Raw genomic sequence first — 15,315 nt, forward strand, 5'->3', positions numbered from 1 at the left:
CGGCCGATGTCGACAGTGGAAACGTCGCGTGCGCGCGGGGTGGATCGGGTCGTGGCGATCATGAAGCAATTGCATCTAGCTCGCAGGCCGCTTGCGATGCGCGAATTGATCGAAGCGACTGGCGCGCCGCGTTCAAGCATCTACGAACTGGTTGCAATTTTAAGCGAGGCGGGTCTACTGGAAGCGGGCCCCGACGGCAGCATCTTCTTTGGCCGCGAGATGCATTACTACGGCTCCGATTACGCGGTGCACAACGATTTGATCAGCCGCGCGCATCAGTCCATTCTCGCGCTCGTGCGCAGCCACGACGAGACCGCGCAACTGTGCATGCTTGAAGGCGACAAATACACGGTCGTGCTTTCAGAAAACAGTTCTCGACCTTTCAATATCAGTTCGGGTATTGGCGTCAAGGTCCCCATTCCCTGGACGGCATCGGGCAGGCTGCTGCTAGGTCATTTGAGCGGCGACGCAATTCGCGCGCTCATTCCTGATGAAGACTTCGTTCTGGACAACGGCAAGCGAGTAGATTTCAAAGACTTCCTCGCCGATGTGGAACGTGCAAGGGAGCAGGGCTTCTGCTGCACGACAGGCTTGTCGCATACGTTTCGCTATTGCATGGCCGCGCCCGTTCGCGATCGTTCTGGTTTGGCCGTCGCGGCGCTCTGCTTCATGACAAGTCGCGACACCGTTCCAGAGAAACGCGATCTCATGCTTGACGACCTCATTCGCTCGGCACGCGCCTTATCGCAACCTCATAGGCGGGGATGACTCGCCGCTTTGCGAAAAGCCAAAAGCCAAAAAAATATAAGCAAACCCTAAAAAGCTCTGTGCGATGCCGCGCGGATTGTTTGCAGTTAAGCGCATTTGCCAGACAAGACATCATGCACCCCATGCAATGATCGCCAATAGATAGTCCGTTTGAACAAAATTCGCGTCGGCACATCGCAAGTGCTAAGCGGGCTTAATATAATTGGTGACAAGTAACCCTCGCTGCATGGCGGCGCAAAGCCCGGAGAGAAGCTTTGCGCAACGCCCGACTAGGACTAGCTGGAGTCCCGTGTCGATGGGAATAGCACTTGCTGCCCGTTCCCTTTGTGCCTGCAGTTGTCCAAGCATAATAATGACGCATGCAGGCTGGCGGTTTCGAAGGCACTCCTTGCTTACGTCTGAACACCGCCAAAGACGAGGAAAATACAAATGAGACCGGTGGTTTTCGGCAAAAGATTCGGATGGCTGCACGCAGGCGCCGGCACGCGCGGCGTCGTTCTCTGCAACACCTATGGCCACGAATATGTGTGGACTTATAGCGGCCTGCGTCACCTGGCAGACGCTCTTGCGGCCCGCGGCTTGTGGGTCTTGCGCTTCGACTATCTCGGCACGGGGGATTCAGCCGATCTAGAGGCAGGACAAGACCTGTTCGATTCGGCGGTGGATGACATCGGTGCAGCCGTCGATTTCCTCAAGGAACAGACGGGTATCGAACACGTCACGCTAGCGGGCTTTCGGGTCGGTGCCGCGTTCGCTTTGGCTGCGGCGCTCAAGCGTCCCGTCGACGATCTCGCCTTGCTTGCGCCAGTCGTGAGCGGACGCACCTATATCCGCGAACTCGGCGCAGTGCGCAAGACCTGGCTCGACCAGCTCGCACCGCCCCTTCGCGAAGCGCAACCCAAGACTGGTCCGCTCAACGTGCTGGGTCAGGTTTATGACGATACCTTCAGGGACCGGCTTGAAAAGATCGATCTCGCGTCGCAAGTGAAAAGTGCGGCCATTGCGCCCGCCAATCGCGTATTGCTGATGCACGCACGAACGAGCTCGAAAGACCCGCTGCTGGATGCGCTCAGTGGGCTTGGCGTCGATACGCAGACACAACCCTTTGAAGATTTGCTCGGCTTCATTCAAGAGTCGGCATTCACGGTATTGCCCAAGGCTGCTTTGGCAACGGCCACTGAGTGGATTGCAAACGGCGCGCTCGAAGCAGGCCCCGTTAATACATCGGCTGCGGCACATGACGTGTGGCCAGATCTCGTCATCGAAACGCCGGAGGCTGTCGAGCGTCCCGTGCGAATGGACGAACAAGGACTCGTAGGCGTGCTGTGCGAGCCGCGTCATGGTGCAGCGCGTGGCCCTGTGTTTGTCATGACGAATACGGCGGCGAGTTCACGCGTAGGCGATAGCCGGCTTTCCGTGCGGATTGCACGCGAGCTAGCATCACGTGGTATTGCTTCATTGCGGTTCGATGCACGCGGCCGTGGCGACAGTCCGCTTCCTTCGGGCGATGTGCAGTCAGACACGCCCTTCGGCAGAATCTATAACGTGGTCGCAACCGAAGACACTGGCGTCGCCGCGCGTTGGTTGTCCCGGCAAGGCTACAAGACGATCTATGCGTTCGGCATTTGTTCAGGTGCGTATCACGCTTTGAAGGCAGCGGTCAGCGAGAGCGTTATTACCGGCGTGATTTCGGTGAATATCCCTACGTTCAAGCGTCCCGAGGACAAAACGCCCGAAGCGTTGCGCGAATCCACACGCAACTCCATGGCGGGTTATGCGTTCTCCATGCTCGATCCGCAGAAGTGGAAAGCCATTTTGCGCGGCGATAAGAATCTGCTTCGCGTAATGGGCTTTATCGGCGGCTACATGCTCACGCGTGCGCGTTCACGTGTCGTCGATGTATTGAGGCTCGACAGCTTGAGCAAAACGCCGCCCGAGCAGGCCACTACACCCATGCCGATCATTCGCGCGCTCGACGCTAGAGGCGTGAACACGGTGCTGGTCTACGGCGCCTACGATGCGGGCCTGGACTTGCTCGCCGCGCATTGCGGCAAGCTGGGCGCCCGACTCAAGCGGCTTCGTTCAGTGCGTGTCGCAACTTACGCCGATGTCGATCATTCGTTGTTCAATGCCGCAAGTCTTCCGCAAGTGATCGCGTTGTGCGAGTCGGTCATCACGCAGACGAACGTGCAGACCGAAGTTCCAGGCGTGTCGCAACAGCGAAACCATAGCAGCGCACTGACCGATCAACGCGTTTGATGCTTCTGCATATAAGCGACATGTAGTGCACGCACGCGTTCTGCAAGGTCGTCGACGGGGCCATCCACGATTGCTCCGTCGATCACCTCTTCAATGGGCAGCGCGCGAACAGGGCTGGTCCCAGCACCGAGTTCCTCACGCCAGCGCGTGAACTGCGCGGTCGAACTCGCATAGACGATTCGCCCAAGCCCCACCCACGCATGCGCCGCCGAGCACATCGGACAATGCTCGCCCGATGTGTAGACCACGGCATTCTTGCGCGCGGGCTCGCTCATATTTTCCGCAGCCCACTTTGCAATAGCGAACTCAGGATGCAAGGTCTTGTCGCCCGTGCTGATGCGGTTACGATCCTCAAAGAGCACGTGACCGTCGCTCGCCACCAGTAGCGAACCAAAGGGTTCATCGCCTTGGTCGAGCGCTTCTTTAGCCAGTTCGATGCATCGTTCGAGATGTTTCCTGTCCACGCTATCTATCATTCGACCTCTCCGTTGTTTGCTCGCCTTCTTGCACATTGAACACGCCTCAATAAACCGGATTCAAGCATTCGTACCGACCGCCGTTAAGAAGAAAACAGGCCTTTTCTTCATATCATTAGGGTCGTAACTCGATTTCGCTTTGCAGCGGTTTGCCTGGGTGCAAGTGATGAACGTTTCATGTTTCCTAGCGGTATGGCTAATGGTGTTCAGCCTTGCCAGCGGCGCGCGCGCGGCTACGTCGCCGCTCAATTACACCACGTCCTGGATAGGCAACACTTTCGGCTTCGGCGATGGCAAGTGGATGCAGCAGGACATACAAGCCATCCGCGTTGCACCGGACGGAACCGTCTATACCAATAGTCCGTGGGATGAAAGCGGCGCCGAGATCGCGGCGTATCGCAATGGCGACCGCATCGCGGTGGCGGGCGCGACGCATGGTTGGGGCGCGGCGGGCGGCGACGCCATTGCATCGAACAGCACATACCTCTATGCGGCGATGTCCATCGGCAATCAAGGCGGTGGCCTCGTCGGCGCGGATTATCCGCCCAACGGTTATACGTGGTTCGGCATTACGCGACGCACGATCGCCAACATCGCCAAGGGCGCGTCTTTTACGGGCGGCGCCGGCAACAGCGCGAATGCTACCAAGAACAGTTTCCTGATCGTGGCGACTGTGCCGGCCGGAACGGACGCGGGCATTCGCGGCCTGGCCGCTAACGATAGCGAGCTTTTTGTTTCCGACGCGTCGAGCAATCAGATCGTCGTGTTCGATGCCAACACGATGAGGCGTAATCGCGCGTTCAACGTGACATCACCGGGACGCATGGCACTCGATATAGACGGCACGCTTTGGGTCATTACAGGCACGTTCAACGGACACCCCGCCATTGCACATTATTCGACGACAGGCGCGATACTCGGCGGCGTGCCGATACTCCCCATAGGAACGATACCCGCGGATATCGCGGTCACTCCATCGGGTGATCTTTATATCGCGGATAACGGCGTGGGCCAGCAGATCTTGCCTTTCCGAAAGAACGCGGCGCTAACTGCGGTCGGCACGCTCAAGGGCGTGAATCATGCGACCGCTGGCACGATCGAAGCAGGGCGCTTCAACTCGGTCACGGGTATCGGTTTCGATCAGGCCGGCAATTTGTACGTTGGACAAAACGGCGAAGGCCCGCGAGTTCTCAACTCTGCCTCGGTAGGAACGGGCGCGGTGCTGCAGGCTTTCAAAGGCGTCACACGTTCTATTACATGGGAACTGGACGGTCTCGTGTTCGTCGATGGCGCGAGCTTCGATCCCGGCGCGCCGAACACCATCTATACCGGCTCGAAAGTCTTTACGATGGACTGGAGCAAGGCGCCCGGCAAGCAATGGACGTACACGGCGCATACCGTGGACCGCTTCACTTTTCCTGATGACCCTTCGATTCACATCGGACGCGCGGTGCGTGGCCAGCCGATGGTACGGCGCCTGAACGGCAACCGGCCGTATCTATTCACGCTCGATCCATATTCGCATCAGCTCTATGTGCATCGCTTCGACGCCGCGCACGGTTATACGGCAATACCATCGGTCATGTTCGCCGAGTCCTATATTTCAGGCGGTTTTCCAGCGAATCAACCGGCCTATGGCGAATGGATGTGGCGCGACATCAATGGCGATGGCCATCTCGACACGAGCGAATTCATAGGCAATCCATCGACGGGGAGTCTGATAGGCAACAGCTTCATCTGGGTCGATTCCCTTGGCAACGTATGGTTCGGTACCCCGACGAGCGGCATACGAGAAATGCCGCTGCAGGGCTTCGATGCCTTGGGCAATCCGCTTTACACCTATGCATCGGCGAAGACTTATACGATGCCAGCGCCTTTCACGCGCATTGGCCGAGTGCTTTACGTGCCTGAGACCGACACGATGTATATCTCGGGCTTCACGCAAACCATTCCCTATGATGCCGCGCGCTGGAAAGAGGCCGGCCCATATCTCGCGCGTTACGACAACTGGACTCGCGGGCCGCGCGTCATGACCTATCTCATCGCGCTCCCTTGGGACACGACGACCAACCCCGTGATCACGCCCGTGGGACTTGCGACAGCGGGCAATTACCTCTTTGTCGCGGGCCTCTTTACGCAGAAGGTGTATGTGTACGACGCGCGCACCGGCGCACACGTTGGCTGCATGTCGCCGGGCGCGAACGTAGGCTGGACTAGCGGCTATGTCGATGTGGAACTGGGTATCAGCGCCACGCTAAGGGCCAATGGTGAATACGACATTCTTTTGGAAGACGATGCACGCGCCAAGATTCTGATGTACCAGTGGAAGCCATGAATTCTTGGCGCAGTGCAACGCGCCAACAAGTCAGACGCGGCAAGCAAATGAATATGGTCTTGCTGCAACCGCATGGCCGTTCATCGGTATCGCCAGCTATTGAGCCTACAAGATATCCAAGGGAAAGTCCTAAGAAAAACATCTGATGTCTGATGTATATTTGACTGCATGCTACCTAAGAGAGCAACATGCGTCTAAGCGTAGAGCGCTCAATGAGCGACAAGATTCAAGAGTCGCTCCTGACCATGATCCGTGAGCGCAAGCTCAAGCCAGGCGATCAGATTCCTACGGAACTGGAACTCTGCGAATTGCTCGGGGTAGGCCGTTCGAGTTTGCGTGAAGCCGTTGCTCAGATGATCTCGCACGGTCTGCTGTCTCGGGTACAAGGTCGCGGCACCTTCATCAGACAAATTTCGCTGAAGTTGCAGGGCGGTCTGGATGATCTGATGTCCGTAACCGACATGATCAAGAGCGTCGGCGCCGTGCCTTCAACGAGTCGCATACAGATGGATACCATTGCGGCATCGGAGAGTTTGTCAGAAAGACTCGGCATCGAGCTTGGGGCGCCGTGCGTACGTATCGAACGCGTTCGCCGCGCGGACGACGCCGTAGCCGCCTATTGCATCGACACCATTCCGAAGACGCTCTTCGATGCAGCGGACGGTGAAGTCGGCGAATCGCTTTTCGGCATGTTTGCGCGCACGGGCCGGCGTCTGTCGCATACGCATACGTCGATACAGCCGACCATCCTCACGCCGCGCGATCTGCCGGAACTCGGAGACGGCTTCGGTTTGTTTCTCCTGCTGGACGAAGTGGATTTCGATCAGAGCGGGGAACCGCTCTGCTATAGCAACGACTACTACAACACGAGCATTTTCAAATTCGATCTGGTGCGCAAGCGTCGCTAAGACAATCTTGCGTTTAGACGCGCACCAGAAGCAACATCGGAGGAGACACCGATGGAGTTCGAGGCTTTTACCGCAAGCGAGCTTGCCGCGTATCTCGGCGCAATTCCCGAGATACGTGCGCTGCTTGGCGAGCCGCACGATCTGGAAGTGGCCGAAGTCGGCGACGGCAACCTGAACTATGTGTACTTCGTGACGAACACGAAGGCGCCGGAACGCAGCGTCGTCGTCAAGCAGGCGCCGCCTTTTTTAAGACTAGTCGGCAAGACGTGGCCGTTGTCGTGTCAGCGCATGGAGCATGAGGTAGCGGCGTTACGCCGCTTCGGTGCGCTATGTCCGCGGCATGTGCCGAAGGTGTATCACGCTGACAGCAAGCGCTTTCTGATGGTGATGCAAAGGCTTGCCTCGCATCGCATTTTGCGGCAAGGCCTGATGGATGGCGTCGTCTATCCGAAGCTCGCCGCGCATCTGTCGACGTATCTTGCGCAAACGCTTTTCCACGGGTCCGATCTGTTTCTTGCGCCGGACATCAAGAAAGAGGCCATGAGCGCGGCGGTCAATTCCGAGTTGTGCAAAATCACCGAGGACCTCGTCTTTACGTTTCCTTTCGAAGATCATCCGTCGAACGTGTACAGCGCCGCATTGCCTGCGTCATCGCTTGAACGACTGAGGACCAGCGAAGCGTTGCGCATTGCCGCGGGCGACATGAAATGGGCGTTCATGAATCACGCCGAGACCTTGCTGCATGGCGATCTGCACACCGGCTCGATCATGGTCAACGAAGACGAAACCTTCGTGATCGATCCGGAATTCTCGTTCTACGGACCGATTGGCTTCGATATCGGCGCGGTGCTCGCAAACCTGCTGCTCGCGTATTTTTCGCGCGACTGGCATGGCCGTATAGACGATCGAGATCCTTCCGGCTATCAGGAATGGTTGCTCGTTCAAGTGGCCGAGGTCTGGAATGGCTTTAGCGCGCAATTTTTAAAGCTGTGGCGCGAGCACGAAAGCCGTGGCGAACGCGGCTTTATAGGCGGTCACGCAGAAGCGCGATCTGTCGAAGGTTATCGCACGCACTTCATGCGTCGGCTGCTAGCGGATACGCTCGGCTTCGCTGGCTGCAAGATGATTCGGCGCATCGTCGGCATGGCGAAGGTCGCGGACATCACGCGCATTCCAGATGCTCAGGCGAGGGCGCGTATCGAAGTGCGCTGTCTGCGTTGCGCGGAAGACCTGCTGGTCAAGCGCGCGACGCTTGGCAGTATCGAACAGGTCGTCATGCTTGCGCGCGAGGTTCAGCGCGAAACAATCACACATGCATAGTCCACTCGGAGCTTCCATGGTTGCGCAGTCCTTGTTCCCCACGCTTGCCCCGACGATCGAATGGCGCGATGGCGATCTCCTGCTGCTCGATCAGACGCGCCTGCCGCATGAAATCGTGGTGGAGCATGTCGCCGATGCAGCCGCCGTCTGGCGAGCCATTCACGAATTACGCGTGCGGGGTGCGCCCGCCATCGGCGTCGCGGCAGCATACGGATTGTGCGTCGCCATGCAGGACGCGCGCGACTTGCCCTTGACGCAATTTCGTGCTGAGCTTGAACGGCGCGCGGGCTGGCTCGATACCGCGCGCCCCACGGCGGTGAATCTGAGTTGGGGATTGAGACGCATGCTGCAATGCGCGCGCGCATGCAACGCAAGCGACTCGAAGGCGCTTTACGAAGCTTTGGTGGATGAGGCCAAACAGATTCATGCGGAAGATCAGGCGCTATGCGAAGGCATCGGCATGCATGGTCTGCCGCTTATCGAACCGGGCAGCGGCGTGCTCACGCATTGCAATGCAGGTGCGCTTGCCACCACAGGCTTAGGCACGGCCACCGCGCCGATCTATGCCGCACATCGCGAAGGCATTGCGTTCAAGGTGTTCGCGGACGAGACGCGGCCGCTTTTGCAAGGCGCGCGCCTGACCGTGTTCGAACTGCAGCAGGCGGGCGTGGATGTAACGCTGATCGTGGATAGCGCGGCCGCGTCGATCATGTCGCATGGACTGGTGGACCTCGTGATCGTCGGCACGGACCGGGTTGCGGCAAATGGCGACTTCGCCAACAAGATCGGCACACTGAGCGTGGCCATCGCAGCGAATTACTACGGCATACCGTTCTACGTGGCTTGTCCTTCGTCCACACTGGACTTCCGCACACCGACCGGCGCGCAGATCGAGATAGAAGAACGTCGCGAAGAAGAGGTGACATCGCTTGCAGGGCAACCTATTGCGCCGCGAGCCATCAACGCGCGCAATCCCGCATTCGATGTCACGCCGCATGAACTCGTCACGGGCTTCATCACGGAGCGCGGTATCGTGAAAGCGCCTTTCGAACGTTCGTTGCGTGGTTTCTTCGCAGCCGAAGGTAATGCCGCATGAGCACGGTGGATGAAGGCGCGCTGCGCCGGGGTATTGTCGAGACCTCGCTCGAAATGGAGCGGCTCGCTATCAATCAGGGAACCTCGGGTAACGTCAGCGCCCGCTTCAACGACGGCTTTCTCATCACGCCCAGCGGCGTTCCTGCGCGTGAAATGCACGAAGACATGATGGTGTGGCTGCCGTTAAATGTCGGTGATGACGCGAGCGTGCTGCGCACGGCTCGCCCGTCTTCGGAATGGCGCATTCATCGCGACATTCTTCGAGCACGGCAAGACATGCACGCGGTCGTGCATACGCATTCCATAGCGGCCACGGCGCTTGCCATTCATGAACGCGATATTCCCGCCGTGCACTACATGGTCGCGGCCGCCGGCGGACATTCCATTCGCTGCGCGCCTTATGCGCTCTTTGGCACGCAAACTCTTTCCGATCACGCCTTAGCCGCGCTTCTGAACCGGCGAGCGTGTCTGCTCGCGCATCATGGTGTGATCGCGCTCGGCACCGATCTTGCGCGCGCCGTGTGGCTCGCGCATGAAGTGGAAGTGCTTGCCAAGCAATATCTTCTCGCCTGTCAGTTGGGTGCTCCGCCGCTTCTTTCGGAGGAGCAGATGGATGAAGTGCTGGAGAAGTTCAAGACTTATGGCCGGCGCGACAAGAAAGATTCTTAGCGCGCTTGCCTTGAGGAAATAGTCGTTTGCATCGTAATGAATAAATCCTACAACGGAGACAGCTATGGCCTGGAATTCAGCAAGATTCGACGGATGGGGCACGTTCGGCAAATCGACCGGCGCGGTTTTTTTATGCGCGGCGGCCGCGCTTAGCGGTTGTTCCAAGAGCGACAACAGTTCGACCGCCAGCAGTTCGGGCGCGAGTTCGAGCGAAGCCGCGAGCGCTCCCGCAAGCGCACCGGCGCCGGCCGCTGCCGCGGGCGGCAAGGCGAAAATAGGCTTTTCGATTGCAACGCTTAACAATGCGTTCTTTGTCGGGCTCAAGGCCGGCGTGGAGAAGGGCGCCAAGGAGCAAGGCTTCGATCTCGTCCAGACCAATGCCAATGGCGACGCGCAACAGCAAGTCAACGACGCCATCAACTTGCTGAGTCAAGGCGTGACTGCCCTCGTGCTGAATCCTATCGACTCCAAGGCCATCATTCCGGCTGTCGAGAAAGCCAACTCGATGAACATTCCGGTCTTCACGCTCGATCGTGGGTCGGATGGCGGCAAGGTAACTTCGTTCGTTGCGTCGGATAACGTCGCGCTCGGTCAAACCGGCGCCAAGTGGATTGCCGATCAACTGACCAAACGCTACGGTTCGGCTAAAGGGAATGTGGTGGATTTGATCGGCCTTGTCGGCACGACCGCCGCCACCGACCGTGAGAAAGGCTTTAGCGACGAAATGGCGAAGTATCCCGACATCAAGGTGGTTGCGCGTCAGGAAGGCGCATTCGATCAGGAGAAGTCGCTTAACGCGATGACCAATATCCTGCAGAAATATCCGCAAATCGACGCGGTATTCGGCGCCAACGACGACAACACCGTGGGTGCGGAAAAGGCTATCGACAATGCGGGCCGCTATAAGCCGCTCGGCGATAAAGCGCACATTCTCGTGATCGGCGCGGATGGCACGGCGCAGGCGCTTTCCGCCATTCGCTCGGGCAAGCAGGACGCGACCATCTCGCAGAACCCCATTCAGATGGCCGCCAAGTCGCTGCAGTTCATCGCGGACTACAACGCCAAGAAGGACGTTCCGGCGAATTATGCCTGGCCGACTTTACTCATCGACAAATCGAATATCGATTCGGATGAGACCAAGAAGTACGGGCTGTGGTCAGAGGAAGTCAAACAGTAAGGCAAGCCGCGGGCACACGCTTAAGACTTCAAGCGTTCAAGCGTTTGAGCTCTAGCGCGTTGCCCGCTAACGGAATGCACGACATGACAGTCGAAACGGAAGCGCAAGCGCAGGCGCCGCTCGAAGCGTCCGCGCCGCTATTGCGCATGCAAGGCATCGTCAAGAGCTTTCCTGGCGTCAAGGCGCTGCGCGGCGTCAGCCTCGAACTGCGAACGGGCCATGTGCTCGCTATCGTCGGCGAGAATGGCGCGGGCAAATCGTCGCTCGTGAAGACCTTGTCTGGCGCGTATGAGCCGGACGAAGGCACGATCGAGATCGACGGCGTACCGCTTGCGCGCGGCACCAACGCGGCGATCGATGCAGGCGTGGCCGTGATTTATCAGGAGCTCTCGCTGATCAACGACATGACGGTCGCGGAAAATTTATTCCTTGGCCGCATGCCTGCAAGGAACGGCTTCGTCAAGCAACGCGAGGCCAACCAGCTTGCGCGCGAAGCGCTGGATCGCGTGGGACTCGACAACGTGCCGCCGTGGATGCGCCTCGGCGATCTGCCGCTCAACAAGAGGCAGCTCGTGGAAGTAGCAAAAGCCGTGGCGCGCGATGCCCGAATTCTCGTCATGGACGAACCCACGGCCGCGCTGCAGAGCCAGGACATCGCCAATCTTTATGCCGTGGTGCGGCGGCTGCGTGCCTCGGGCATGGGCATCATCTTCATTTCGCATCATCTGGAAGAGGTGTTCGAACTCGCCGATTCCGCCGTCGTAATGCGCGATGGCGCGACGGTCGGCGCGCGTCCGATGTCGCAATGGACCGAAGCCGAACTCGTGCAGGCAATGGTCGCGCGCAATCTCGAATCGTTCTATCCGTGGGAGCCGCGTCCTTATGGCGATGTCGTGCTCGAAGTGCGCAATCTCGCTAGCGCGCCGTTGCTGCGCAATGCGAGCTTTACGGTACGCTCGGGCGAAATCCTGGGCATAGCGGGCATTGCCGGGGCAGGACGCACCGAATTGCTCAAGACGATCTTTGGCGCGCTGCCCGCGACCGGTGGCGAGATTTTCGTGAAGGGGAAGAAGGTCACGAACCATTCGCCCACTCAAGGCGTGCGTCACGGCCTCGTTTATACGTCGGAGGACCGCAAGCTCGAAGGGCTCGTGCTCGATGCCAACATCGAAGAGAACATCGCACTGTCGAGCCTTAAAGCGCTTGCGAGCGGCGGCTTCGTGAGCCGCGCCAAGAAACGCAAGCTGGCGCAGGAAGCAAGCACGCGCTTCGGCGTTCGCTCGTCTTCGGTGTTGCAGATCACCGGCACGCTTTCCGGCGGCAATCAGCAGAAAGTCATTCTTGGCCGCGCAACGGCGACAGCACCCGTGGTCATCATGCTCGATGAACCCACACGCGGCATCGACGTGGGTGCGAAGACCGAAATCTACGCACACATGGTGTCCATGGCGCGTGCGGGCGCAGCGGTCGTCATGGTGAGTTCCGAGTTGCCGGAGTTGCTCGGCATGTCGGATCGCGTGCTCGTGATGTATCGCGGCAGCATCGTGACGGAGCTACCGCGCGATAAAGCGGACTCTGAAACTGTCATTCAATGGGCTACAACAGGAGCAGGCGCATGACCTCCACGGCAGCCAACCGCGAGGACTCGGAGGCGCTCTCGCGCCGCGTGATTCGCCAACTGAGGAGCGGCATCGGGCCATTGTTTGCCGCACTCGTCATCATCTGCATCGCCTTGTCGATTGCATCGCCCGAGTTTCTGACGACCAGCACGCTCACCAACATCATGGTGCAGGTCTCGGTGGTGGGCATTGCGGCGGTAGGCGGCACGTTCGTCATCATCACGTCGGGGATCGATCTCTCGGTCGGATCGCTCGTTGCGTTGAGCGGCATGGTCGCGGCAACGGTCATGGCAGGATCGAGCCCAGGCGCCGTCGGTCTCGGCGTTGGAGGGTTATGCGTCGCAATTGCGGTCGGGGCCACGGCAGGCGCGCTCAACGGCCTTGCCGTGTCGTGGTTGCGCCTCGTGCCCTTCATCGTCACGCTCGCGATGATGGCCATGGCGCGCGGCCTCACGCTCGCCATTTCCGATGGTCGCACGAAGTTCGATTTCCCCACCGCCTTCACGGCCTTCGGCGCGAAGACCATCGCGGGCTTGCCCATGCCGATGATCGTCATGCTCGTGATCTTCGCCATAGGCCATGTGCTCTTGCGCAAGACCACGTTCGGGCATCAGGTCTTTGCAGTCGGCGGCAATCAGGAAGCTGCGCGTCTTGCCGGTATTCCCGTGCGCCGCGTGGTTTTTTTCACCTACATGCTGGCCGGCGTAACTGCTGCCATCGCTGGGATCGTGCTTGCCGGACGGCTCAATTCCGCCTTGCCGTCCGCGGCCAACGGACTCGAATTGCAGGTGATTGCCGCTATCGTGATTGGCGGGACATCGCTTGCGGGTGGACGTGGCTCGATCGTGGGCACCTTTATCGGCGTCGTGCTGATCGGCGTGATCAACGTGGGTTTGTCGCTACTCGGCGTGAATCCCTTCTGGACGCAATTCATTCAAGGTGGGGTCATTTTCGCGGCTGTCTTGCTCGACGCGCTTAGTCAGCGGCGCAAGCGTTAGACGTGTTCTTGCAACGCACCCTAAAACCGGAGGAGCACAACATGAAGAAAATCATTAACCAGCCCGATGTCTTCGTCGATGAAATCATCGAGGCTTTGCTTATCGCTCATCCCGCGTGGATCAAGAGCGCGACGGACGACAAACGCGCGCTCGTGCGCAAGGACGCGCCCAAGGAAGGCAGAGTGGGAATCGTGACAGGCGGCGGCTCGGGGCATTTGCCCGGCTTTCTCGGGTACGTCGGCGTGGGGCTTTGCAGTGGCGTGGCCGTGGGCAACGTGTTTTCATCGCCCTCGGCGGAACAGATATTCGAAGCGACCAAGGCAGTGGATGGCGGCGCGGGCGTGCTTTACGTATACGGCAACTATGGCGGCGACGTCCTGAATTTCGACCTTGCCGCCGACTTGGCCGAACCCGAAGGCATCGACATCAAGACAGTGGTGTTGACCGACGATGTAGCATCCGCGCCGAAGGAACGTGCGGCCGACAGGCGCGGCGTCGCGGGCATGTTGTTCGCGTTCAAATGCGCGGGCGCCGCCGCTGAACGCGGCGATTCGCTCGATGAGGTCACGCGCATTTGCGGCAAGGCGAATGCCCATTGCCGGACCATGGGCGTGGGCCTCTCGCCGACGATACTTCCCGCGGCAGGCAAGCCGACCTTCACATTGCCCGATGGCGAGATGGAAATCGGTATCGGCATTCATGGCGAACCGGGAACGCATCGCGGCAAGCTCGAAACGGCCGATGCCATCGCCGAGCGGCTTATCGGTCAGATTCTCGGCGATTTGAACGCGCCTAAGGGATCGAAGCTCGCGATACTCGTGAACGGCCTCGGCGCGACGCCGCTCGAAGAACTGTATTTGCTGTATCGCCGTTCCTCGCAACTCATCGCCGATCAGGGCCTGAAAATAGCGCGCTCGTATGTCGGCGAATACGTAACGAGTCTGGAAATGGCGGGGGCATCGATCACGGTGATGCTGCTCGACGACGAACTCGAAGCGCTGCTCGAAGCGCCCGCGAGTTCGCCATTTTTCCGCGACGGCACCGCATCGTAAGAGGAGTGCGCAATGAGCGTATCGAACCAGGAACTGCGCGCCATTTTGACGCGTGCGCTAAGCGCGCTGCCCGCGCATGCCGACGAGTTACGCGACCTCGACGCCGCTTTGGGCGACGGCGATCTCGGCATCACGGTGCAATCAGGGTCCATTGCCATCGTGAAGGCGCTTGCCGCTTTGAACGATGACGCCTCGCTTACCGACGTATTGTTCGCTGCGGGCAAGGCGTTCTCGACAGCGAATCCATCTACGTTTGCAGCGCTCGTCGGCGGCGGCTTGCTCGCGGCAGGCAAGGCGATGAACGGCAAGGACACGGTGAGCCGCGACGAGGCGCTTGGCATCGGACGCGCGGTGGCTGCGCGCATCATCGAACGTGGCAAGAGTCAGGTCGGCGACAAGACCGTGCTCGATGCACTCGTGCCGAGTCTCGATACGCTCGAAGCATTGCAAGGCAGCGCGACTGAGTTGCTCGATGCCATGATCGCGACTGCGCAAGCGCAGGTAACGGCTACGGCCTCGAAGCAATCGCAAAAGGGTCGCGCGTTATGGGTGCAAGAACGCAGCATCGGCCACGCTGACCCTGGTGCGACCGCTTACGTGCGCTTTTTGCAGGCCTTGCGCGAAGCGGTCGCCAGTTGA

General features: G+C 59.3%; 13 protein-coding genes. 12 read left to right on the forward strand and 1 reads right to left on the reverse strand.

The window, feature by feature from the left end:
- Positions 1 to 6: 6 nt before the first annotated feature.
- Entirely contained in the window at positions 7 to 768 is a 762-nt protein-coding gene (locus tag P9292_RS17515; RefSeq protein WP_309960350.1) for an IclR family transcriptional regulator, read from the forward strand.
- A 429-nt stretch (positions 769 to 1,197) separates the two neighbouring features.
- Positions 1,198 to 3,027, forward strand: a complete 1,830-nt coding sequence (locus P9292_RS17520; RefSeq protein ID WP_309849204.1) for an alpha/beta fold hydrolase — start codon at positions 1,198 to 1,200, stop codon at positions 3,025 to 3,027.
- Here P9292_RS17520 and P9292_RS17525 read toward each other — a convergent pair.
- Positions 3,015 to 3,503 (reverse strand): nucleoside deaminase, encoded by a 489-nt coding sequence (locus P9292_RS17525; protein WP_309960352.1) that lies wholly within the window; start codon positions 3,501 to 3,503, stop codon positions 3,015 to 3,017. The two genes, P9292_RS17520 and P9292_RS17525, sit on opposite strands and share 13 nt — an antisense overlap.
- A gap of 166 nt (positions 3,504 to 3,669) precedes the next feature.
- Between P9292_RS17525 and P9292_RS17530 the strand changes: the two genes are divergently transcribed.
- The 10 genes from P9292_RS17530 to P9292_RS17575 all read left to right on the forward strand — a co-directional run bounded on the left by P9292_RS17530 (position 3,670) and on the right by P9292_RS17575 (position 15,315).
- Complete coding sequence (locus P9292_RS17530) at positions 3,670 to 5,838, forward strand: hypothetical protein (RefSeq protein ID WP_409015169.1); 2,169 nt, start codon at positions 3,670 to 3,672, stop codon at positions 5,836 to 5,838.
- Positions 5,839 to 6,050: 212 nt separating this feature from the next.
- Complete coding sequence (locus P9292_RS17535) at positions 6,051 to 6,746, forward strand: GntR family transcriptional regulator (protein ID WP_250467041.1); 696 nt, start codon at positions 6,051 to 6,053, stop codon at positions 6,744 to 6,746.
- 51 nt (positions 6,747 to 6,797) lie between these two features.
- Positions 6,798 to 8,066 (forward strand): S-methyl-5-thioribose kinase, encoded by a 1,269-nt coding sequence (mtnK, locus tag P9292_RS17540; protein WP_309960353.1) that lies wholly within the window; start codon positions 6,798 to 6,800, stop codon positions 8,064 to 8,066.
- Between the two features lie 16 nt (positions 8,067 to 8,082).
- Positions 8,083 to 9,162: an S-methyl-5-thioribose-1-phosphate isomerase gene (gene mtnA / locus P9292_RS17545; RefSeq protein WP_244829676.1), complete on the forward strand. Its 1,080-nt coding sequence runs from the start codon at positions 8,083 to 8,085 to the stop codon at positions 9,160 to 9,162.
- Positions 9,159 to 9,830, forward strand: coding sequence for a class II aldolase/adducin family protein (locus tag P9292_RS17550; protein ID WP_250493405.1), 672 nt, complete (start codon positions 9,159 to 9,161; stop codon positions 9,828 to 9,830). Before mtnA ends, P9292_RS17550 begins: the two co-directional genes overlap by 4 nt.
- A gap of 64 nt (positions 9,831 to 9,894) precedes the next feature.
- A complete protein-coding gene (locus tag P9292_RS17555) occupies positions 9,895 to 11,007 on the forward strand; it encodes a sugar ABC transporter substrate-binding protein (protein WP_250467035.1) in 1,113 nt (370 codons plus the stop codon).
- 74 nt (positions 11,008 to 11,081) lie between these two features.
- Positions 11,082 to 12,626 carry a sugar ABC transporter ATP-binding protein gene (locus P9292_RS17560; protein ID WP_409015170.1) on the forward strand — a complete coding sequence of 515 codons (1,545 nt, stop codon included), beginning with the start codon at positions 11,082 to 11,084 and terminating at the stop codon, positions 12,624 to 12,626.
- Entirely contained in the window at positions 12,623 to 13,624 is a 1,002-nt protein-coding gene (locus P9292_RS17565) for an ABC transporter permease (RefSeq protein WP_309960356.1), read from the forward strand. The genes P9292_RS17560 and P9292_RS17565 overlap by 4 nt, the downstream gene beginning before the upstream one ends.
- 41 nt (positions 13,625 to 13,665) lie before the next feature.
- Positions 13,666 to 14,676 carry a dihydroxyacetone kinase subunit DhaK gene (locus P9292_RS17570; protein WP_309960358.1) on the forward strand — a complete coding sequence of 337 codons (1,011 nt, stop codon included), beginning with the start codon at positions 13,666 to 13,668 and terminating at the stop codon, positions 14,674 to 14,676.
- A 12-nt stretch (positions 14,677 to 14,688) separates the two neighbouring features.
- On the forward strand, positions 14,689 to 15,315 hold the full coding sequence (locus P9292_RS17575) for a DAK2 domain-containing protein (RefSeq protein ID WP_309960360.1): 627 nt from the start codon (positions 14,689 to 14,691) through the stop codon (positions 15,313 to 15,315).

Origin of the sequence: Caballeronia sp. LZ001 (assembly GCF_031450875.1) — a bacterium.
In the GTDB taxonomy this organism is placed as follows: Bacteria; Pseudomonadota; Gammaproteobacteria; order Burkholderiales; family Burkholderiaceae; genus Caballeronia.